This is a genomic window from Streptomyces alboflavus (assembly GCF_000716675.1).
GTDB lineage: Bacteria > Actinomycetota > Actinomycetes > Streptomycetales > Streptomycetaceae > Streptomyces > Streptomyces alboflavus.
Genome location: NZ_JNXT01000006.1, coordinates 123,200 through 144,093, shown reverse-complemented (window position 1 = coordinate 144,093; position 20,894 = coordinate 123,200). Strand labels below are relative to the sequence as shown.

Below are 20,894 nucleotides of genomic sequence, written 5' to 3'. Positions count from 1 at the left end.
CCCGGTGCCCGCCCTCCGACTGCGGGGCGGAATGAAGTGGGCGGGCACCGGACCGCTGGGGAAGGTGTCTCGCGGCCCGCGGGCCGCGTCAACACCTGGAACCTGACCGGGAGTTACTTGATCCCGGCCTCGTCGCAGGCCTTCTTGAACTGCTTGGTGCAGATCTCGCTGGCCTTGTAGACCTTGTCCTTGACGATGGTGCCGGCCACCTCGTCCTTGGTGATCGCCTGGGCGTCGTACAGCTTGGCGGGGATGCCCTTGTAGTCGCCGCTGAGCGAATTGACCTTGCGGTCGGTCAGGTCGTCGATCTTCTTGTCCTTGAGCAGCCGGACCGCGATCTCGGCGGTGGTCTCGGCCTCCGGCTTGATCTGCTTGTAGATCGTGAAGGCCTGGTCACCGCTCAGCAGGCGCTGGATGCCGGCGAGCTCCGCGTCCTGGCCGCCGACGGGGACGTCGATGCCGCGCTGCTTGAGGGCGGTGATGATGCCGCCCGCCATGCCGTCGTTGGCGGAGTAGACGCCGTCGATGCCGTCCTTGCCGAGCTTGTCGATGGCGGCGGCCATCTTCTTGTTCGCCTCGTCCGGGGACCAGTCCGGGATGTCCTGCTCGTAGGCGACCTTCTTGACGTTCTTGTCGAGCACCGAGTGGGCGCCCTTCTTGAAGAAGGGGGCGTTCGGGTCGGTCGGGGAGCCGTTGATCATGACGACATTGGAGTCCTTGGCCTCGGACCCCAGCGCCTTGACGAGCGCGCCGCCCTGGAGGCGGCCGATCTTCTCGTTGTCGTAGCTGACGTAGGCGGCCAGCGGGCCCTCGGCGAGCCGGTCGTACGCGACGACCTGCACGCCGTCCTTCTTGGCGCGCTCGACCCAGCCCTTGGTGGACTTGTAGTCCACCGAGTCCAGGATGATCACCTTGACGCCCTGCGTGATCAGCGCGTCGAACTGCTTCTTCTGGGTCTCGATGTCCTGCGCGGCGTTGTTGTACTTGACCTCGCAGTCGCTGCACAGCGACTTGATCTTCGCCTCCATGATGGGGCGGTCGAAGGTCTCGTAGCGGGTGGTCTTGTTCTCCGGCAGGAGCAGGCCGATGGTCTTGCCGTCGCCGCCGCTGCCCTTGTCGTCGCCGTCACCGGCCTCGCCGCACGCGGCCAAGGCCAGCGCCATGGAAACGGTGACGGTGCCTATGCCGACGCGGCGCGTCAATGCGTTCATTTGGGGGTGCCTCCCTGACGTGGCCGCGTCGCTGCGGCCGAGGTGGCTCGAAGTCAACTCGGCCGCCCGACACGCGTCAAGGAGTAAATCCTTAACGAGATGACAACGGTGCCATGCGTTATCTAAGTGAAGGCGGGTGCGGCGGCGGGGAGGGTCTCGTCCAAAAGGGTTGAATCCCCCATCTCGCTGAGCGCGAGGGCGAGCGCGCCCAGGACCTCGGCGCGCGAGCCAAGTGCCCCGGGAAGTACGGAGAGTTGACGGGCCGCGCTGGGGATGGCGTAGCGCCCGACGGACTCCCTGATCGGTGCGAGGACCAGCTCCCCGGCCTCGGCGAGGGCGCCGCCGAGGACGACCCTGCTGGGGTTGAGGAGGTTGCACAGGTTCGCGACACCGCTGCCGATGTGCCGGCCGACGTCGGAGATCACCCGGCGGCAGCCCGGGTCCCCGTCGCGGGCGAGGGCGACCACGCGCTCCATGGTCAGGTCGGTGCCGTGGCTGGACTGGAGCAGCGGCAGCACGTATCGGGCGGCGGTGAAGGTCTCCAGGCAGCCGCGGTTGCCGCAGCGGCAGACGGGGCCGGACTCATCCAGGGTGATATGCCCGATTTCCCCCGCCGTGCCGCCGGGCCCCCGGTAGATCCGGCCGCTGATCACCAGGCCGGCGCCGACACCGCTCGCGACCTTGATGTACGCCAGGTCCTTGACCCCGCGGCCGCCGCCCCACACCAGCTCGCCGAGCGCGCCCAGGTTGGCGTCGTTGTCGACGTGCACGGGCACGCCGAGCCGCTCCCTCAGCTCCTCGGCCGGCTTGGTGCCCGCCCAGCCCGGCAGGATCGCGGTGGAGCCGAGGGTGCCGGACTCCACGTCGATGGGCCCGGGCACGCCGAGGCCGACGCCCGCGACCTTGGCGCGGTCCACTCCGGTCGCCTCGATCAGCTTGCCGACCAGGCGCTCGGCCCGGTCGAAGCCCTGCGCGGCGGAGGCGTCCACGTCCAGCGGCTCGGCCTCCTCGGCGAGCACCTTGTGGGCGAGGTTGCCGAGGGCGACGCGCAGGTGGGTGTGGCCGAAGTCGATGCCGATGACCATGCCGGCGTCGCCGCTGAGGGAGACGCTGCGGGCCCGGCGGCCGCCCGCCGACGTGGGGGTGACCTCGACGGTGCCGCCGTCCTTCAGCTCCCGGACGATGTTCGACACCGTCGCGGCGGACAGGCCCGTCGTCCTGGCGATCTCCGCCTGCGTGAGCGATCCCGCGAGCCGTACCGCGCGTACGACCCGCTCGAGGTTTGCTCGGTGCAGTGACGACTGCGACCCCGGAGTCTCCATCGACTCATCCACTCCCGCCTATGGCGGGCGGCGCCGACGCCGCCCGTACAAGTTGTGAACTCCAAGCTCTTCTGAACGGGTTACCGCAGTCAAGTCCTTGACGAAAATCCAGTAGGTCACACCGCACACACGAAACGCCCCGCGTGCGGGGCGTTCCCTGTGCTTGATCGCGTTCGACTACTTGATCGTGGCCGCCGTGAGTCCGGACTGCACCTGCCGCTGGAAGGACAGGTAGACCACGAGGACCGGGATCATGGAGATGGTCATGCCCGCGTACAGGGCGGGCAGGTCGGTCTCGTAGTTGCCCTGGTTCATCAGGCTGACCAGGCCCTGGGCGAGCATCGAGCGGTCCTCGTCGCCACCGCTCTGCTTCTGCATCAAGGTCAGCGGCAGGATGTACTGGTTCCACTGCCCGAGGACGTTGAAGATCCCGACGCTGATCAGTCCGGGCTTCGCCATCGGCACCATGATCTGGAAGAACACCCGGGTGTGCGAGGCGCCGTCGATCACGGCGGCCTCGTGCACGGCCGTCGGCAGGGTGCGGAAGAACGAGTGCAGATAGAACACGGTGAACGGCAGCGAGTAGGCGACGTACACCAGGATCAGTCCTTGGTACGTGTTGAGCATGCCGAGCCGGTCGACCATGAAGTAGAGCGGCACGAGCGCCAGGAACACCGGGAACATCGAACCGGCGACGAAGAAGTAGTACACGAACCGGTTGCCGACGAAGTCGTAGCGGGCGAGGACGTAGGCCGCCATCGCGCCGAGCAGCATCGTCAGGGGCACCGAGACGATCATGACGATCAGGGTGTTGAGGAGATAGTCGCCGACGCCCTTCTCCCAGCCGCGCTGGAAGGCGTCGAAGGTCCATTCGGTGGGCCAGGTCCAGGCGCTGGACTTGATCTGGGAGTCGGTCTTGAAGTTGCCGAGCAGGATCCAGAAAAGGGGCAGGACGATCATGACCGCCCACAGCACCAGGAAGCCGTGCGAGAAGGCGTTGAGGGTCCTGCCCTCCATGCCGTCCTTGCCGGGGCCGCGGCCGCCGCCGCGCTGGCCCGGCACCTTGGCCTTGGTGACCGGTGGCTGAGTCGCAGGAGCCGTCATCGCTCGCGCCTCCTTAGAACTCGATGCGGTCACGTCGGCTGAGCCGCAGCGTGACGATGGACACGATCAGGGTGAGCAGCAGCATCACCACACCCATGGCGCAGGCGTATCCGCTCTTGCTGTACGTCTGGAAGTTGCGCATGAGGTACGTCGAGATGACCTCACTGCTGTGGTCGGGGCCACCGCCGAAGTCCTGCGACGTGAGCGTGGAGATGAGCAGGAACGCGTCCATGGACAGAATGGCGAGGAACACCCAGGCCGTCTGGATGGTCTCCCAGAGCAGCGGCAGGGTGACCCGGAAGAAGGTCTGGAACCGTCCGGCGCCGTCGAGCAGCGCCGCCTCGTAGATGTCCTTGGGGATGGACTGCATGGCGGCCGAGAACAGCACCATGTAGAAGCCCGCCCCGGCCCAGACCATCACGAAGACGATGCACCAGAGCACCAGGTCGGGGTCGTTCAGCCACTCCGTGGGGTTGCTCTTGTCGCCGAGGCCGACCGCCTGCAGCGTGCCGTTGATGAGGCCCGAGTCGTCGCCGCGGTAGACCGCCTTGAACAGGATGGCGAGGATCGCGATGGACAGGACCTGCGGGAAGAAGAAGATGACGCGGTAGAAGGCGGAGCCCTTGACGCCGGACACACCGCCGGCTCCACCGCGCCCGCCGACGTTCACCATGAAGGCGAAGAACAGCGAGAGCAGAATCGTCAGGGTCGGCACCAGGACAAGGAGCAGGGCATTGTGCTGCAGCGCCTTGATGAAGACGTCGTCGTTCGCGAGGTCCTTGTAGTTGTCGAGGCCGACGAAATTGAAGTTCTGGGAGGCGCCGCTCCAGTCGGTGAAGGAGTAACTGATGGTCTGGAGATAGGGCCAGATCACCAGCAATACATAGAGCCCGACGGGAAGAACGAGGAATCCCGCGATGAACGGGTACTTTTTCCGATGCATAACACCCTGCTCCTGGCCTTGCCGTGACCGTGCCGAGACGGCGCCGCACCCCCGGCCGGGCCGTGGGCGGTGCCCGGCCCGGCCGTGCCGCCCGGCCCCGGCCGGCGGCTGACGACGACTGCTACTTCCGCTTCGTGTCCGGGTTCTTCTCTGCTTCCTTGTCGACCGCCGCCTGGCAGCGCTCCAGCCACTTCTTGGGCGTGATGCGCTTGGCCATCAGCTCACCGGTGGCGTTCTGGATCGCGACGTCCAGCTCGCCGTACCACTCCGAGTAGCGGAAGTTGAAGCGCTCGTCGACCGGGCAGGCGTCGACGGCCGCGAGGGCGGTCTTGATGCCCGGGCGCAGCTGCACGCTCTTGTCGACGTACTCGGGGCCGATCACGGACAGCGAACTGGCCTCCTTGGCGAAGGCGGTGGCGCCTTCCTTGGAGAGCATCCGGCGCAGGAACTCAAGGCCGCCCGCGACGTTCTTCGCCTTGGACGGCACGATGAAGGGCTCGTCGGCGCCGGTGCGCAGGGCGTGCAGCTTCATCTTGGAGTCGGGCAGCAGGGGCAGCGGCAGGAACGTCATCTCGAAGTCGTCGGGCGTCTGCTTCGCCTGCTCGTTCTCCAGCCAGGAGCCCGAGGGGATGAAGACGGCCTTGTACTCGTTCCACTTGGTCTGGGCCTCGGTGTGCTCCAGGGAGTTGGTGCCCGGCATCAGCAGGCCCTTCTCCACGATCTCGTACACCGCCTCGATGGCGCGCTCGGCGGCCGGGTTGCCGACGAAGGCCTTCTTGTCGAGGTTGTCGATCGCCTTCACGGCGTCCATGCCGCCGGTCTTGGCGATCAGGTCCATGATCACGATGTTCATGTAGTACGGGTACTTGCCCTGGTGGGCGAGGCCGCCGATGCCCTTGGACTTGGCGTCCTTCATGATGTCGAGCATCTCGTCCCAGGTCTTCGGGACCTTCCAACCGTGCTTCTTGAAAAGCTTGTTGGAGTACCACAGACCCCAGGTGGCGTACACGTAGAACAGCGCGTGGAACTTGCCGCCGAAGGTGCCCTGCTCGATGGTGCCGGGCAGCATGATGTCGCGGATCTTCTTGCTCGGGTCGTCGATGGACGGCGCGTCGAGCAGCTGCGTGAGGTCGGTCAGATGACCTTCCTTGTGCAGGGTGTCCAGCTTCATCTTCTTGGAGCCGGAGTCGTCGACGACGTCCGGCGGGTTGCCCTTGTTGAAGCGGGGCTGGAGCTTGCCGGTGACGTCCTGCTCGCCGCTGTGGGCGACCGAGCCGCCGTACTTCTTCTCGAAGGACGCCTCCCACGCCTTGGCGTAGGCGTCGCCGTAGCCGCCCTTGAAGATGAAGACGTCGAGGTCGTTGTCCTTGGCTACGCCGAAGGGATTGTTCTTCGTCTTCTTGACGGTCTTGGCCTTGTCGTTGTCACCGCCGCCGCCGGACGCGCAGGCCGAGAGGAAGCCCATCGTCGGGACGGAGATGATGCCGAGCGCGGCCGCGCGCTTGATCAGGTCACGTCGGCCGACACCGCTCGTTTCGGGCCTGCCGGAGGTCCCAGGGGTGGATCCCATGCTCAAGTCCTCGCCTTCTTCCAGGACTCAGGCGGTGAACCGGATCCTCCCCGGCACCGCGGAGTTGTGAAGCTGGGGCCGTGCGATGGTGCGGGATGTACGGGATGTACGGGAAATGCGAGATGTGTCCGATGCCATGGAACGGCTGCCGCGACTAGGTGGTCCGGGGCGGCCCGGGGGAACTCGGACGCCGACAGGTATAGTCCACTTACAGTCGGCCAAGCAAGATCGAATGCAGGTTTGGACTGCAGGCTTTTCCGAGTTGAGACCTCGCGGAGACGTGCGCGACGAGCACTTCGCGAGCCATAAAAGTCCGTACCAATGCGGAATCGAATCGGGCTTTCTCCCGGGCTGTTCCGGGCCCTTCGGCATGCCCGTCATTTCCGGGCACTTCGGTGAACTTCGCTCGGGAGACGACCGGTTCGGGCACCATGAGTGGTATGCCGCTGGCAATCAGTCACGGTGGCTGATTCCGACGCGGCGCATGGGGGGGGCTCATGCTGCTGACCGACAACCCGATCGCGAACGCGGACGGGGACCGCTACGGATTCCAGGGCCACGCCGACGTGCTCTGCGCGGCGATCTCCGACACCGACGACCTGCCCCTGACCGTCGGGGTCTTCGGCCCCTGGGGCACGGGCAAGTCGAGCTTCATGAAGGTCTGCCAGGACCTGCTCGACGAGCGCGAGATCCCGACGGTGTGGTTCAACCCGTGGAAGTACGACCAGAAGGACGAGATCTGGCACGCCCTCATCCAGAGCGTGCTCACCGAGATCGCCCTGAAGCTGGAGGAGCGGCGCAAGGAGGGCGACCTGGCCCTGCGCGAGCGGATGGCCGGGGCCCTGGACAAGGTCCGGCAGCTCAGCCAGGCCGCGGCCTGGCTGCTCGCCCGCCGCGCCGCGGGCCCGCTCACCGCGGGCGTCGTCACCGCCGACGACGTGGCCGCCGCGCAGACCGAGTTCACCCAGCCGGGCACCGAGACCTATCTGCACGTCAACCGCTTCGAGCGGGACTTCAAGGACGTGGTCGACGCCTACACCGACGGCGGGCGCCTGGTCCTGTTCATCGACGACCTGGACCGGTGCAGTCCGGACGCGGCGATCACCGTCCTGGACTCGCTGAAGCTGTTCCTCGGCGAGGGCGCCTGCGTGTTCGTCCTCGCGATGGACTACCAGGTCGTCGCGGAGGCGGCCGCCCTGCGGTTCCACAGCGAGGATCCGGACGAGGCGCGGGGGCGACAGTATCTGGAGAAGCTCATCCACTTCCCGTACCACCTGCCGGGCGTCTCCTTCGAGGCCATCGTCAGCCACCTCCAGGGCAAGATCACCGACTCCCGCCTTTCGGGCTCGCGCGAGCTGTGGGAACTGATCGAGGTCGCCTTCGAGGCCAACCCGCGCCGCGTCCGCCGCTTCGTCAACGGCCTCAACCTGACGGCCATGACCCTGCACCGCAACCTGAAGGACCCGCCCTCACTCCGGCTGCTGCTGCACATGGGCACCCTGCTGGCCCTGCGCATGAAACACCCGGCCTTCTTCACCGCGCTCCAGGCCGACCCCGGCGTCTGGAGGCGCTACGACGACGCCGAGTTCGCGAAGACCGAGCTGAGCGGCCAGGACCTGGTGCTCGCCACCGGCAATCCCGGGGTGCGGCGGCTGCTCGCGGCCGTCGCGCACCGGCGCGCGGGCTTCGAGTTCCCCGATCCGCCGACCCCGACCGAGATCAGGCTCCTGACCCAGGTGCTCACGGTGACCGGCGGCGCATCGAACGGCGGTGTGGCGCCCGTCCCGGTCTTCAGCGCCCGAGGGGCCGTCGGAGAGGGGCCGGGCCATGACACATGACCTGGAACGCGACGTCGCCTACGCCGTCGGTCTCGACCTCGGGGACGGCGAGAGCTCCTTGTGCTGGCTGCCGACGACCGGGCGGACCTCGGCCGAGATCCATCTCCGCGGCACCGAGGGCGCCAGCATCGTCACCGCCATCGGGCGCGAGCCGGAGAACCCCGAGGCGCAGGCCGCGAACCGCAGGTACCGCGTCGTCATCGGCGAAGCTGCCGTGTTCGCCAAGAACTCCGTGCAGTTCAGCGTCAACTTCAAGAACCGGCCGGAGAACACGGACCTCCACACCCCGGACGCGGTGCGCTTCGCCCAGGTGCTGCTCACCGAGTTCTTCGCCCAGCACCCCGAGGTGCGCGAGGACTGCGTGGTGTACGTCGGCCATCCCGCGGGCTGGGACCGCCCCTCCGTCGCGGCGTACCAGCGGCACTTCACCGCCATGGATGTGCCGCTGCGGCTGGTGGCGGAGTCCCAGTCCGCGCTGGTGCACGTCAGGGACCGGCGGGCCGGGCAGCCGGCGGTGGTCGGGCTCGACCGGGTCCTCGTCGTCGACGTGGGCTCCTCCACGACCGACTTCACCGTCGTGGAGGACCTGCTGCCGCGGAACCTGCCCCTGGGCGCCGAACTGGGCTGCCGCGACATCGACGGCACCCTCGCCCGCATCGTGCGGGACTCCTGCGCGGGGAACGCGAAGTTCGACGCGTCCCACGGGAGCGAGGGCGGCCCTGAGATGCTGACGCTGGTCTGCCGCCGGGCCAAGGAGGCCCAGTTCAGCGGGGTGGACCTGCGGCTGCAGGAGCTGGAGTGCGGCTGTGACCCCGTGTTCGTCCCGCTGGTCACACTCGCCCTCGGCCGACTGCGGCAGCTGGACATCCCCGGGCGTGTGGTGCGGGCGCCGGGCGGCTGGGCGGACCGCTTCGCGGCGACGCTGACGGAGGTACGCGGCCACCTCGGGTCGCCAGGACCCGAGCTGGTCGTCCTCACCGGCGGCGGCTCCCGCATGCCCGTGGTCCGCGAACTGTGCGTCGGCGCCTTCCCGGAGGCCACCGTGGAGAACGACACGGAGCCCTCCCTCTCGGTCACCCGGGGGCTCGCCAGCATCGGGCGGCACAGCGTCAACGTGGCCCGGTTCCGCCGCGACATCCAGGCGCTCAAGGACCGCCCGGAGTTCGAGGAGGCGATCCGGGTGGGCCTTGTGGAGGCGTTCGACGAGGCCAAGAGCTCTCTCCTGAGCCGCCTCCTCGCCCGCGCCGACCGCCTGAACGCGGACGACGAGGGCGACCTCGACGAGCTGATCCGCGAACTCACCGGTCTGGACGAGGTCCTGGCGGAGCTGCGCGTCACGCTGGCGGACGCGCTGATTCCGCTGGTGCTCGACATCTGCCGCTCGTACGGCATCCGCGACGACCAGTTCACGCTCGACATCGCGCTGCCCGAGATCATCGGTACGGCCATCACCCGCCGCATCCGTGCCCTGTGGCGGGTCCTTCGCAACTCCCAGGGGGCACTGGACGTCGTCACGAGGGTGCCGCAGCTGGGCCTGATGCGGCTGCGCAGCGCGTTGCGCGCCGGGGCGACACCGGCGCAGATGGCCGCGCTCGTCGCCGGGATGGCCGTCATCGTGGCCCTGCCCAAGGGCGCCGAACTCGGCGCCCGCCAGCTCATCAAGACCACCCTGAACAACGCCGCGCTCGACCCGGCGGAGGTGGACCGCCTGGTCACCGACGTCGCCGAGCGGATCAGCGCACAGATGGACGACCGCGCGCGGGAGGTCGAGCGCTTCCTCGCCTGACGCCTTCCCCCTCAGGCTCACGCGGACCCCCTTCAACCCCCTTGACACCGCCGCCCACTTACCGCCCTACTGGACCCTGCGCAACCACTGACAACGTTGTCCAGCAGGTGCTTGGAGGGGACGCAGGGGATGGGACACAGACCTCGACACAGACGCCGTGGGGGAAGCGCGCGCCGCACCCCGGCCGCCGTCGGCCTCACCGCTCTCGCGGTGCTCGCCGCCTCGCAAGGTGTCGCCGTGGCCGGGCCGGAGGAGGCGCCGCGCGCCGAGCGGGAGTTCAGCTCCTCGTTCGAGAAGGACGACGCGCAGCCCGACTGGCTGAACACGGTCGAGACGGGGCCCGACGGCAAGAAGAAGGCCGGCGGGGTCAACGGCGACTTCAGCTCCGGGATCCCGGGCAGCGTGAACGACCACGTCGTGGACGTCCGGGCGAGCGGCGAGAACGCGGGCGCCGGGGAGACCAAGGAGAAGCTGGTCGACGGCGAGAAGTCGACGAAGTGGCTCACCTTCAAGCCCACGGGCTGGGTGGAGTTCGAGCTCGACGAGCCCGCGAAGGTGGTGACGTACGCGCTCACCTCCGCCAACGACCACCCCGAGCGCGATCCGAAGGACTGGACGCTCCAGGGCTCGACGGACGGCAAGGACTGGAAGGACCTCGACACCCGCAAGGGCGAGAAGTTCGCCAGCCCCTTCACGACGAAGAAGTACGACTTCGAGAACACGGTCGCGTACTCCCACTACCGCCTGGACATCACCGCCAACAACGGCGCGGGCGACGCCCTGCAACTCGCCGACGTGCACCTCTCCGTCGGCGGCAGCGACAACCCGGCACCGCCCGCCGACATGCTGAGCCTCATCGACCGCGGCCCCGCCGGGTCCCCGACCGCCAAGGCGCGCGCCGGGTTCACCGGCAGGCAGGCGCTGCGGTACGCGGGCACGCACACGGCCGACAAGCGCGGCTTCTCGTACAACAAGGTCTTCGACGTCGATGTCGACGTGCGGCGCGACACGGAGCTGTCGTACCGCGTGTTCCCGTCCATGGCGGAGGGCGACCTCGACTACGACGCCACGAACGTCGCGGTCGACCTGGCCTTCACCGACGGCACCTATCTGAGTGACCTCAAGGCCACCGACCAGCACGGATTCCCGCTGACCCCGCGCGGGCAGGGCGATTCCAAGGTGCTCTACGTCAACCAGTGGAACGACGTCGTGGGCCGGATCGGTGACGTCGCCGCCGGGAAGACGGTGGACCGGATCCTGGTCGGCTACGACTCCCCCAAGGGTCCCGCGAAGTTCCGGGGCTGGCTGGACGACGTGTCCCTGAAGGAGACCCCGCCCGCGAAGCCCAAGGCGCGCCCCTCCGACTACGCCTCGACCACGCGCGGCACGAACTCCAGCGGCGGCTTCTCGCGCGGCAACACCTTCCCGGCGACGGCCGTCCCGCACGGCTTCAACTTCTGGACCCCGGTGACCAACGCGGGCTCCATCAGCTGGCTGTACGACTACGCGCGCGGCAACAACGACGACAACCTGCCGACCGTGCAGGCGTTCAGCGCGAGCCACGAGCCGAGCCCGTGGATGGGCGACCGGCAGACCTTCCAGGTGATGCCGTCGGTGGCGAAGGACAAGCCGGAGGCCGACCGCGCCAAGCGGGCGCTGCCGTTCCGGCACGAGAAGGAGACGGCGAGGCCGCACTACTACGGCGTGACGTTCGAGAACGGCCTGAAGGCCGAGATGACGCCGACCGACCACGCGGCCATGTTCAGGTTCACCTATCCCGGTGATGACGCGAGCATCGTCTTCGACAACATCGAGAAGACGGGCGACACCAAGCACAACGTCGGCCTGACCCTCGACAAGGAGAAGGGTGTCGTCACGGGCTACTCCGACGTGAAGTCGGGCCTGTCGACCGGCGCCACCCGGATGTTCGTGTACGGCACCTTCGACAGCCCGGTCACCGACGGCGGCAAGCTGGAGGGCGGCGGCACCACGGACGCCACCGGCTACTTCCGCTTCAAGCCGGGCAAGGACCGCACGGTCGGCCTGCGCCTCGCCACCTCGCTGATCAGCGTCGACCAGGCGAAGGCCAACCTGGACGCGGAGATCCCCGCGGGCACGTCGTTCGGCCGCGTCAAGGAGCGGGCGCAGGACAAGTGGGACGACATCCTCGGCCGGGTCGAGGTGGAGGGCGCGAGCGAGGGGCAGAAGACGTCCCTGTACTCCAGCCTGTACCGCCTCTACCTCTACCCGAACTCCGGCTTCGAGAAGGTCGGTTCGAAGCACAAGTACGCGTCGCCGTTCTCGCCGCAGACCGGCCCGGACACACCCACCCACACCGGCGCGAAGATCGTCGAGGGCAAGCCGTACGTGAACAACGGCTTCTGGGACACCTACCGCACGACGTGGCCCGCCTACTCCCTCTTCACGCCGAAGAAGGCGGGCGAGCTGGTCGACGGCTTCGTGCAGCACTACAAGGACGGCGGCTGGACGTCGCGCTGGTCCTCGCCCGGCTACGCGGACCTGATGACGGGCACGTCCTCCGACGTGGCGTTCGCCGACGCCTACGTGAAGGGCGTCAAGGGCTTCGACGCGAAGGCGGCGTACGACGCGGCGGTGAAGAACGCGACGGTCGCCCCGGACAAGTCGGGCTACGGCCGCAAGGGCATGACCACCTCGCCGTTCCTCGGCTACACCCCGTCCGAGACGCACGAGGGCCTGTCGTGGGCCCTTGAGGGCTACGTCAACGACTTCGGCATCGCAAAGATGGGCCAGGCGCTCTACAAGAAGACGGGCGAGAAGCGCTACAAGGAGGAGTCCGCGTACTTCCTCAACCGCGCCCGCGACTATGTGAACCTCTTCGACGCCAAGGCCGGGTTCTTCCAGGGCAAGAACAAGAAGGGCGACTGGCGCGTCCCGTCCGAGAAGTTCGACCCGCGGATCTGGGGCCACGACTACACCGAGACCAACGCGTGGGGCTACGCCTTCACCGCGCCGCAGGACTCGCGCGGCCTCGCGAACCTGTACGGCGGCCGGGGCGGCCTGGCGAAGAAGCTCGACACGTACTTCGCCACGCCGGAGACGGCCTCGCCCGAGTTCGCCGGTTCCTACGGCGGCGTCATCCACGAGATGACGGAGGCCCGTGACGTGCGCATGGGCATGTACGGGCACTCCAACCAGGTCGCCCACCACGCCGCGTACATGTACGACGCGGCCGGGCAGCCCTCGAAGACGCAGGAGAAGGTCCGCGAGGTCATGTCCCGCCTGTACACGGGCAGCGAGATCGGGCAGGGCTACCACGGCGACGAGGACAACGGCGAGCAGTCGGCCTGGTACCTCTTCTCCTCCCTCGGCTTCTACCCGCTCGTCATGGGCAGCGGCGAGTACGCCATCGGCTCCCCGCAGTTCACGAAGATGACCGTGCACATGGACAACGGCAGGGACCTGGTGGTCAAGGCCCCCAGGAACAGCGCGAAGAACGTGTACGTGCAGGGCCTGAAGGTGAATGGGAAGAAGTGGAACTCGACCGCGCTGCCGCACGAAGCCATCGCGCGCGGCGGGGTCCTGGAGTTCGACATGGGCCCGAAGCCGTCCGCGTGGGGCACCGGCAAGAACGCCCAGCCGGTCTCCGTCACGGACGACGACAAGGTGCCGTCGCCGCGCAAGGACGCCCTGAAGGTCGAGGGCGAGCTGTTCGACAACTCCTCGACCACGTACGCGAACGCGGCGTCCGTCGTGCTGCCCGTCCAGGGCCGCACCAAGGCCGTCCAGTACACGCTCACCTCCGCCGACAAGGCCAAGGCCCCGCGCGGCTGGGTGCTCCAGGGCTCCCGCGACGGCGAGAAGTGGAAGACCGTCGACAAGCGCTCCGGCCAGTCCTTCGCCTGGGACCAGCAGACCCGGCCGTTCACGGTGAGCGACCCCGGGTCGTACGTGAAGTACCGCCTGGTGTTCACGGGCGGTCGGGGCACCCTCTCGGAGGTGGAACTCCTCCGCTGACGCCCGCCTGATCCCACCCGAACCCCGGCCCCGGTCCGTCGACCCCTCCGTCGACGGGCCGGGGCCGGCCTGCGACGTCAAAGGCGGGGCACCAGGGACACGTGTGTGGCAAGGTGCGGGCAAAGGCCCTCAACTGACGGGGACACACCACGCGTGCGGTACTACGTCTACGTCTCCACCGCCAAGGTGGACATGCTCTACGAGCAGATCCCGCCGAAGCTCCTCCGGCGGCTCGCCGTCGAGGCCAAGGTCGACCTGAAGGTCGTGAGCGTGGCCGTGCAGTCGCCGCGCGCCGAGACCAGCGCGTACGACCGGCTCGACCTCGTGGAGGCCTATCTGGAGCGGGAGTTCGACGTCAGCTGGATGTCGGAGCCCACGGCCTGGTTCCGTGGGGACCTGGGGCTGCGGATCGCGGGGTACGGCGAGGCGGACAAGCCGACGCTGATGACGGGGAGCGACGGCGACACGGTCGTCGCGCTCATCGGCTCCGCACACCATCTGATCGGCCATCAGGCGGCGCCCGACATGCACCGGGTCGGCTTCTCGGGGCTGCCGTCCATCTTCCGGCTGCTTCAGGACACCCCGCCCGAGTGGGAGCGCCAGTTCAATGTCCGCTCGTGGTCCAGGATGCCGGACCGGGCGAGCGTGACGGACGATGTGCTGCGCGTCGCCGAGGCGTTGACGGTGCCGCCCATGTACTGCGAGTTCCTGGCACGGCAGTTGATGCGCGGCACCGTGACACGTGAGGACGGGCGGGAGCTGACCGTCGTTGTCGGGACACCGCTGTACGTGGCGATGTCGGACCGGGTGCCCGTGGACGGGGAGGCCTGATGGACGGGGAGGTCCGAGGGGAGCGGGCGTCGTCGCACGCCGATCTGGTGCGGATGCGCCTGGACGGTGATGTCGCGGGGCTGTGCCGGGCCACGCGGTCGGAGGTTCTCGACGTCCGGCTGCGCGCCACCGAGTTCCTGGGCGGCAGCACGGACTCGGCGGCGGCCGTCGAGACGCTGTTGGGCTGCCTGCGGCACGGACCGCGGTGGCAGGCCGCCAGGGCCCTGGGGAAGCTGCGGGAGCGCCGCGCGGTTCCCGGGCTGCTCGCGATGCTGGCCGAGTCGACGCGTGACCATCGCCTGCAGCTGGACGAGCCCGCGGTCGACGCCCTGGTCGCCATCGGTGGACCGGAGGCCGTGCGCGGACTCGTGGAGCTGTGCGACCAGTTGCCGACCGCCCGCAGTTACTGGCAGGCGCGGGTGCTCGACGCGCTGGCCGCCCTGCGTGCGCCGGAGGCGGTGACTCCGCTCCTCGCCGCGCTCTGGGGGTACCTGCCGGGGCGCGCGGACCGCGTGGTGCGGGCGCTCGGCGCGATCGGTGACCCGCGCGCGACCTCCGCCCTCCTCGTCCTCGCGCACCAGCCCGCCCCCGACGGTCACCTGCGCCGGGCCGCCGTGACGGCGCTGCACGCGCTGCCCGTCATCGACTGGCCGCCCGCGCACCTGTGGCCGCCCGCCGAAACGCTGCTGCACGCCCCGCAGCGCGACCCGGACCCCGAGACGGCCCGCCTGGCGACGGCTCTGCTCGCCAGGACGGAGGACGGCCGGAACCACCTGTGGGACGTGCTCCGCAGGGCGTCCCGCTCCCCGCACGACCCCGAGTGCCCGCCCCACGCCGTGGCCGCCGTCTGCGCCCGCGTGGCGGAGGAGCCCGACGTCTTCGCCGTACCGGACCCGGACGAGTACCACGCCCTGCTCCGCCACCACCTGCGGGAGTCGAAGGCACCCACCGTGCGCCGGACCGCCGCCCAGGCGCTGTCCGCGTACGCGGCCGCCGCGGCGAGCGATGCCCTGCTGGAGGCACTGGCGGACGCGCACATCAGCGACACCGTGGCGGACCTGGCCGCCCGGCTCCCCGATCCACCGCTCCGGGATCTCCTGGGCCTGCTCACCGGAGCGGGCCGGACCGTGGCCCAACGGCGCGGTGCGGCCAGGGCGTTGGGGGCGACCGGACACCCGGTGGCCGCCTCGGCGGTGCTTTCCGTCCTGGCGGACGCCGCGGCCCCCACGGCGGTGCGCACCGCCGTCATCGACGCGCTCGGCGCCCTGCGGCTCCTGGAGGCCGCCGCGCCCCTCGCGGCGCTGGCCGAGGACGAGGAACGGCCCGGCACCGTGCGCGCCCGCGCGGTCCGGGCCCTCGGCCTGATCGGCGCGCCGGAGACCCTTCCGGTGGTGCTCGCGTGCGCGCGCTCGCCGCACGAGGCGATGCGGGCGCGGGCGGTGGTGGCCCTGGGCGCGTTTCCCGTGGCGGAGGCCATGGAGGCTCTGGGGGAGTTCGTCGCGAACGGCACCGGACCGCACAGCACGGCACCGGCCACGGGACCACCCCCGCCGCGCCCCTCGACCGACACCACTCCCGCCGAGCCACACGACACCGCCCCCGATCTCGCACGCGCCGCGCTGCGCGCCCTGACCCGGATCGGCGCCCCCGCCCTGCCCGTCCTCGCCGCCCTGGCCGACGGCGTGGACGACCTGGGCGAGAACCTGGGCGACCTGCTCGTCGCGGCGCTCGCCGCCCGCCCCGAAGCCGAGGCGACCGCCGTCCTGGCCAGGATCGCCGCGGCACCGCACCCGCCGTGGGCGGCACGGCATGTCGCGGTCGGCGCGGGACAGCTCTCCCGCTCACGCCCGGCGCAGGAGGCCGCGGCCCTCGCGCTGACCGAGCGCGGCACGCCCGACTGCCTCACGCCGTTGGTGTCGCTCCTCGGCCCCGACGCGTGGTCCGGCGCCCAAGAGGCCGCCGTGCGCGCCCTGTTGGCGATCGGAACCGACGAGGCGCACGAGCACGTGCTCGCGTACTGCCGCACGGCGCAGCACTTCTCCACCTGGCACATCGAAGCGGTGAACGCCATCGCTGAGGCCCGGGGGATCCGGCTCGGGCCGTAGGACCGGCAGCCGTCCGGCCCGCCTGATGGCGGACCCGCGCGCCGAGGGGCGGCAGGTCGCGCCCGAGTCCGTGGCCACCACGGTCGTCGCCGGCGCCCCGGACGGATGCCCGCCCGCGCTCGATCTGGTCATCGCGCACCGCACCCCCGGCTCCGCTCACCGGCCGTGCCCCAAGTCCCCCTGCCCCGGCCCTTCCCGCGGATCGGCGCCCGCCTCGGCGGCCCCGCGCCCGCCCATCAGCGCGAAGACGACCAACCCGAGCACCAGGCAGATCGCCGCGAGCCCCCAGAGGACCAGGTGGAAGGCGGAGTCGTACGACCGTGACGCGGTGAGCGTCGTCAGGACCGAGCCGTACAGTGCCACCGCGACGGCCTCGCTGCCGAGCCGCAGTGTGTTGAGGAAGCCCGCGGCCATGCCCGCCTTCGCGGGGTCGACCAGGGCCAGGGCCTGGCCGTCGACGAGGCCCGCGGCCAGCGCCATGCCCGCGCCGGTGACGATCATCGGCAGGGCGACGACGGCGACGGACACGTCGGGGCCGAAGAGGGTCAGGGCGGCGTCGCCGACGACGAGGGCGGCGAGGCTGGCGTAGATGACGGTGAGCGCGGGGACGCCGCGGGCCACCAACTTGGCGGCGAGCAGCGGGAGGACGAGCATCGGCGCGGTGAGCAGGACCATGATCAGGCCCGCGGCGCCGGTGCCGCGCCCGGTCACCTCCGTCAGATAGGTCGGCAGGTACGTGAGCATCGTGACGAAGCCGAACGATCCGGCGACCGGGACCAGGCACAGCGCGAGGAAGCGCCGGTCGCGCAGCAGGCCGAGGTCGAGGAGGGGGTGTGCGCGCCGCTTCTCGACGGAGCCGAAGACCGCGAGCGCGACGGCCGCCCCGGCGAAGAGCCCGAGCACGCCCGCGCTCCCCCAGCCCCACTGGGAGCCCTGCACGATGGCGGTGGTCAGCAGCACCATGGCGACGACGAAGACCACGCTGCCGGGGACGTCGATCTTCGCGCCAGTGCGGGGCGTCGGCGGCACCGCCCGCGCGATGACCGGCACGGCGAGCAGGACGACGGCGAGCGCCACGGCGTGCAGCGCGAACACCCAGCGCCAGCTCACCGTCTGCAGCAGCACCCCGGAGAGCGAGGGCCCGACCGCGATGCCCACGCCCGCCACGGTGCCGAACAGCGCGAACGCCTTGGCCCGCGCCGGACCCTCGTACACCGTCGACAGGATGGCGGCCCCGCACGAGAAGATCGCCGCGCCGCCGACGCCCGCGAGGGCGCGGGCCGCGTCGAGCAGAAGCACGCCGGAGGCGAGCGCGCTGGCGAGCGAGGCGGCCGCGTAGACGGCGGCCCCCGCGGCGAAGGCCCTGACCCGGCCGACGACGTCGGCGACCGAGCCCCAGACGAGGGTGAAGCAGGCGAAGGCGACGTTGAAGGCGTTCACCACCCACTGGAGCGGCGCCGGTTCCGCGTGCGTGGCGGCTCCGATGCCCGGGAGGGCGACCGCGGTCCCGGAGATCGACATCGGGACGACGAAGACGGCGAGGAGGATGGCGGCGAGCGGGAGCAGGGGCGGCTTCGGCGTCTCGGCCTCCCGCACCTGGGGCGCGGGCTGTGCGGCGGGGGCAGCTTGCGCCGCGGGCGCGGAGGGCGCTGCGGGCGCGGACGGCGTCGATGGTTCGGGCATGGCGAGGAGACCCCCAGGGAGGTGAGCAAGGTTCGGTTTGAATCGAACCTGACCCTGGCACGCGCAAGAGGTACGATGCAAGTAGAACCTACGTCGACCTACTGGGACCCGAACGCGAGGAGCAACTCCGTGCCGGACGAAGAAGGCCACCCGCTGCCCGCCGAGATGGACCTCCGCACGGTCCTGCACGCCCTCGCGGACCCCCTGCGCCTCGGCGTGATCGCCGGGTTCCTGCGCGAGCCCGACGGCACCGAACGCACCTGCGCCTCCTTCCAGTTGCCGGTGTCGAAGTCGACGACGTCGCACCACTTCAAGGTGATGCGCGAGGCGGGTCTGCTGCGGATGGTCGACCACGGCAACAGCCGGACGGCGGTCCTGCGCCGCACGGAACTGGACGCGCGCTTCCCCGGCCTGCTCGGCCTGGTGCGCGCCGAGCCCGCACAGGACTGATCGGATCCGCTCGACAGCGCGCCCGGGGCCCGCCTAAGATCCCCGGCAGCATCGCGTGCCGGTCACCGCCTGGGTGAGGCATGGAGGTGCGGGAGATGCCCACGGAGGCATTCCTTGGCAGTTCAGCTCAATCACACGATCGTCCACGCCCGCGACAACCGGGAGTCCGCCGAGTTCTTCGCGGAGCTGTTGGGACTTGAGATCACATCCGAGTGGGGCCCGTTCATCGCGGTCGAACTGAGCAACACCGTCACCCTGGACTTCGCCACGATCCCCGCCGAGTCGATCACCCCGCAGCACTACGCCTTCCTCGTCTCCGAGGAGGAGTTCGACGCCGCGTACGCGAAGATCACGGAGCGCGGCCTCGCCCACTGGGCCGACCCGCACCAGAAGCGGCCGGGCGAGATCAACCGCAACGACGGCGGGAAGGGCGTGTACTTCCTCGACCCGTCGGAGCACGCCATGGAGCTGATCACGGTGCCGTACGGCGGCTTGCCGCAGGCATAGTCGCGATCGCCGGATCTCGCCCTACCGGGGTGCGGGGCGCCCGTGGGACCTTCGTCGCAGGAAGTGCGGGACGGTCTTGGGACGCGTCCCGCACCCGGACGGGAGAACCGAATTGAAGCGATGGACGGCCACATGCGTGTGGCGACCCGCACTCGCCCTCGCGATCGGCATGGGCACCTTCCTGGGCGCGTCGGCGCCCGCCCAGGCGGCCCAGGACCCGCAGCCGGAGGCGGCCGCCTCCGGCTATCTGAACCTGCACCAGTGCGCGTACTACGCGAGCAGCCTCGACGACCACTTCAGCACGTTCGTGACGCCGAGCGGCGACGGGCGCTACTCCACCGGCACGAAGCACTCCGCGACCACCGACACCGCGGCGGCCTGCGGCCCCGGCAACGACAATCACGTACCCATCCCGATCCTGCACGGCGTGAAGGCCCTGAACCTCACGGCGGGCCGCTACCTCAACCTCCAGCAGTGCGACTACTACCGGAGCGCGAGCACCGACCGCTTCACCACCTTGGTGACACCCAGCGGCGACGGGCGCTACTCCACCGGCACGAAGGTCTCCAACACCCCCGAGACAAGCCCGACCTGCGGCCCCGGCAACGGCAACCACGTGCCCAACCCGGGACTCTCCGGCGTCAAGGCCCTGGACCTGAACGCGGGCCGCCACCTCAATCTGCACCAGTGCGTGTACTACTCGGAGCGGCTCAAGAGCCACCTCACGAGCGTGGTCACGTCCCCCGACACCCGGTACTCGACCGGGACGAAGGTCTCCGACACCGTCGACACCCGGCCCACCTGCGGCCCCGGCAACGGCGACTACGTCCTGATCCCGATCCTGTCCGCCGTCAAGAGCATCCCCCTGAGCTGATCACTCGCGGTGACGCGCGCGGTAGGCGCGTTGCTGGCAGGCGCGTGAGCAGTACGTCCGGGGCCGTCCGTGCGACGACGGCGTGACCGGTCCCCGGCAGTTGGCGCAGCGCGCCGGACTTTCATCACGCAGAGGGCGGGCCGTCGCGTTTTCGTCACGCGGGGGCCCGCTCTCGGCGCCTGTGCCGACCGCTCCCGCGCTCGCCGCGCGGGCAGCGGTGACGAGGTCGGCGCCCTGGTAGCGCCCGCGCGGTGTGTGCGCGGACAGTTCGGCGTCCAGGACGGGGCAACTCCCCGCGATGTCGTCGTCCGCGCAGCCCCGCGCGTGCCTGAGGTAGCCCCGGGCCGCCTCCAACTGCGCGATCTGCCGCTCCACCTGCACGAGCTGGGCGTCGACGGCGTCCTGCCAGGCGCGGCGCGTGGCCCTCCCCGAGGCGACCACGGCGGCCTGGTCCAGCGGCATCCGCCCGACCACGCAGCACAGATAGACCAGGCCGATGCGGCGCAGGTCGGTGTCGTCGTAGAGCCGCTTGCCGCCCTCCCGTGCGGGCGGGTCGAGCACGCCCTGCTGCTCCCACCACCGCACGGCGGACGGCGCCAGGCCGTACAGAGCCGCCGCCGCGCCGATGTGGACCGCGTCCCGCCGTGTCATGGACCCAGTTGACATCAAGGCGA

15 protein-coding genes are annotated in these 20,894 nt (G+C 70.0%); 8 read left to right on the top strand and 7 right to left on the bottom strand.

Translation table 11 applies throughout. From position 1 onward, the window contains the following. Positions 1–113: 113 nt before the first annotated feature. The 5 genes from OO63_RS07355 to ngcE form a co-directional block, all read right to left on the bottom strand. Complete coding sequence (locus tag OO63_RS07355; protein WP_030357218.1) at positions 114–1,211, bottom strand: substrate-binding domain-containing protein; 1,098 nt, start codon at positions 1,209–1,211, stop codon at positions 114–116. A 122-nt stretch (positions 1,212–1,333) separates the two neighbouring features. After that, positions 1,334–2,533, bottom strand: coding sequence for an ROK family transcriptional regulator (locus OO63_RS07350; protein ID WP_030357219.1), 1,200 nt, complete (start codon positions 2,531–2,533; stop codon positions 1,334–1,336). Between the two features lie 177 nt (positions 2,534–2,710). Next, the gene (locus tag OO63_RS07345) at positions 2,711–3,637 is read right to left on the bottom strand and encodes a carbohydrate ABC transporter permease (protein ID WP_030357220.1); all 927 of its coding nucleotides are present in this window, start codon (positions 3,635–3,637) and stop codon (positions 2,711–2,713) included. A 13-nt stretch (positions 3,638–3,650) separates the two neighbouring features. Next, a complete protein-coding gene (locus OO63_RS07340; protein WP_030357221.1) occupies positions 3,651–4,580 on the bottom strand; it encodes a carbohydrate ABC transporter permease in 930 nt (309 codons plus the stop codon). A 121-nt stretch (positions 4,581–4,701) separates the two neighbouring features. Continuing rightward, entirely contained in the window at positions 4,702–6,150 is a 1,449-nt protein-coding gene (ngcE, locus tag OO63_RS07335; protein ID WP_030357222.1) for an N-acetylglucosamine/diacetylchitobiose ABC transporter substrate-binding protein, read from the bottom strand. 497 nt (positions 6,151–6,647) lie between these two features. On the opposite strand from ngcE, the gene OO63_RS07330 reads away from it, so the two are divergent. From OO63_RS07330 to OO63_RS07310, 5 genes are all read left to right on the top strand, one after another. Next, complete coding sequence (locus OO63_RS07330; protein WP_030357223.1) at positions 6,648–7,988, top strand: KAP family P-loop NTPase fold protein; 1,341 nt, start codon at positions 6,648–6,650, stop codon at positions 7,986–7,988. Further along, on the top strand, positions 7,978–9,774 hold the full coding sequence (locus tag OO63_RS07325) for an Hsp70 family protein (protein ID WP_030357224.1): 1,797 nt from the start codon (positions 7,978–7,980) through the stop codon (positions 9,772–9,774). Before OO63_RS07330 ends, OO63_RS07325 begins: the two co-directional genes overlap by 11 nt. Positions 9,775–9,903: 129 nt before the next feature. Then, positions 9,904–13,770, top strand: a complete 3,867-nt coding sequence (locus OO63_RS07320; protein ID WP_234311076.1) for a GH92 family glycosyl hydrolase — start codon at positions 9,904–9,906, stop codon at positions 13,768–13,770. A 153-nt stretch (positions 13,771–13,923) separates the two neighbouring features. Then, complete coding sequence (locus OO63_RS07315) at positions 13,924–14,601, top strand: DUF7019 family protein (protein WP_030357226.1); 678 nt, start codon at positions 13,924–13,926, stop codon at positions 14,599–14,601. Next, entirely contained in the window at positions 14,601–16,706 is a 2,106-nt protein-coding gene (locus OO63_RS07310) for a HEAT repeat domain-containing protein (protein ID WP_051810639.1), read from the top strand. Before OO63_RS07315 ends, OO63_RS07310 begins: the two co-directional genes overlap by 1 nt. Positions 16,707–16,862: 156 nt before the next feature. Here OO63_RS07310 and OO63_RS07305 read toward each other — a convergent pair whose 3' ends face one another. Next, a complete protein-coding gene (locus OO63_RS07305; protein ID WP_078618987.1) occupies positions 16,863–18,389 on the bottom strand; it encodes an MFS transporter in 1,527 nt (508 codons plus the stop codon). A gap of 129 nt (positions 18,390–18,518) precedes the next feature. On the opposite strand from OO63_RS07305, the gene OO63_RS07300 reads away from it, so the two are divergent. The 3 genes from OO63_RS07300 to OO63_RS07290 all read left to right on the top strand — a co-directional run bounded on the left by OO63_RS07300 (position 18,519) and on the right by OO63_RS07290 (position 20,220). Next, on the top strand, positions 18,519–18,839 hold the full coding sequence (locus tag OO63_RS07300; RefSeq protein ID WP_030357229.1) for an ArsR/SmtB family transcription factor: 321 nt from the start codon (positions 18,519–18,521) through the stop codon (positions 18,837–18,839). 114 nt (positions 18,840–18,953) lie between these two features. Beyond that, complete coding sequence (locus OO63_RS07295; RefSeq protein ID WP_030357230.1) at positions 18,954–19,346, top strand: VOC family protein; 393 nt, start codon at positions 18,954–18,956, stop codon at positions 19,344–19,346. A gap of 136 nt (positions 19,347–19,482) precedes the next feature. Further along, positions 19,483–20,220 (top strand): hypothetical protein, encoded by a 738-nt coding sequence (locus OO63_RS07290; protein ID WP_030357231.1) that lies wholly within the window; start codon positions 19,483–19,485, stop codon positions 20,218–20,220. Here OO63_RS07290 and OO63_RS07285 read toward each other — a convergent pair whose 3' ends face one another. Then, positions 20,221–20,871, bottom strand: a complete 651-nt coding sequence (locus tag OO63_RS07285; protein WP_199819459.1) for a helix-turn-helix domain-containing protein — start codon at positions 20,869–20,871, stop codon at positions 20,221–20,223. It abuts the gene before it with no gap. Positions 20,872–20,894 lie beyond the last annotated feature (23 nt).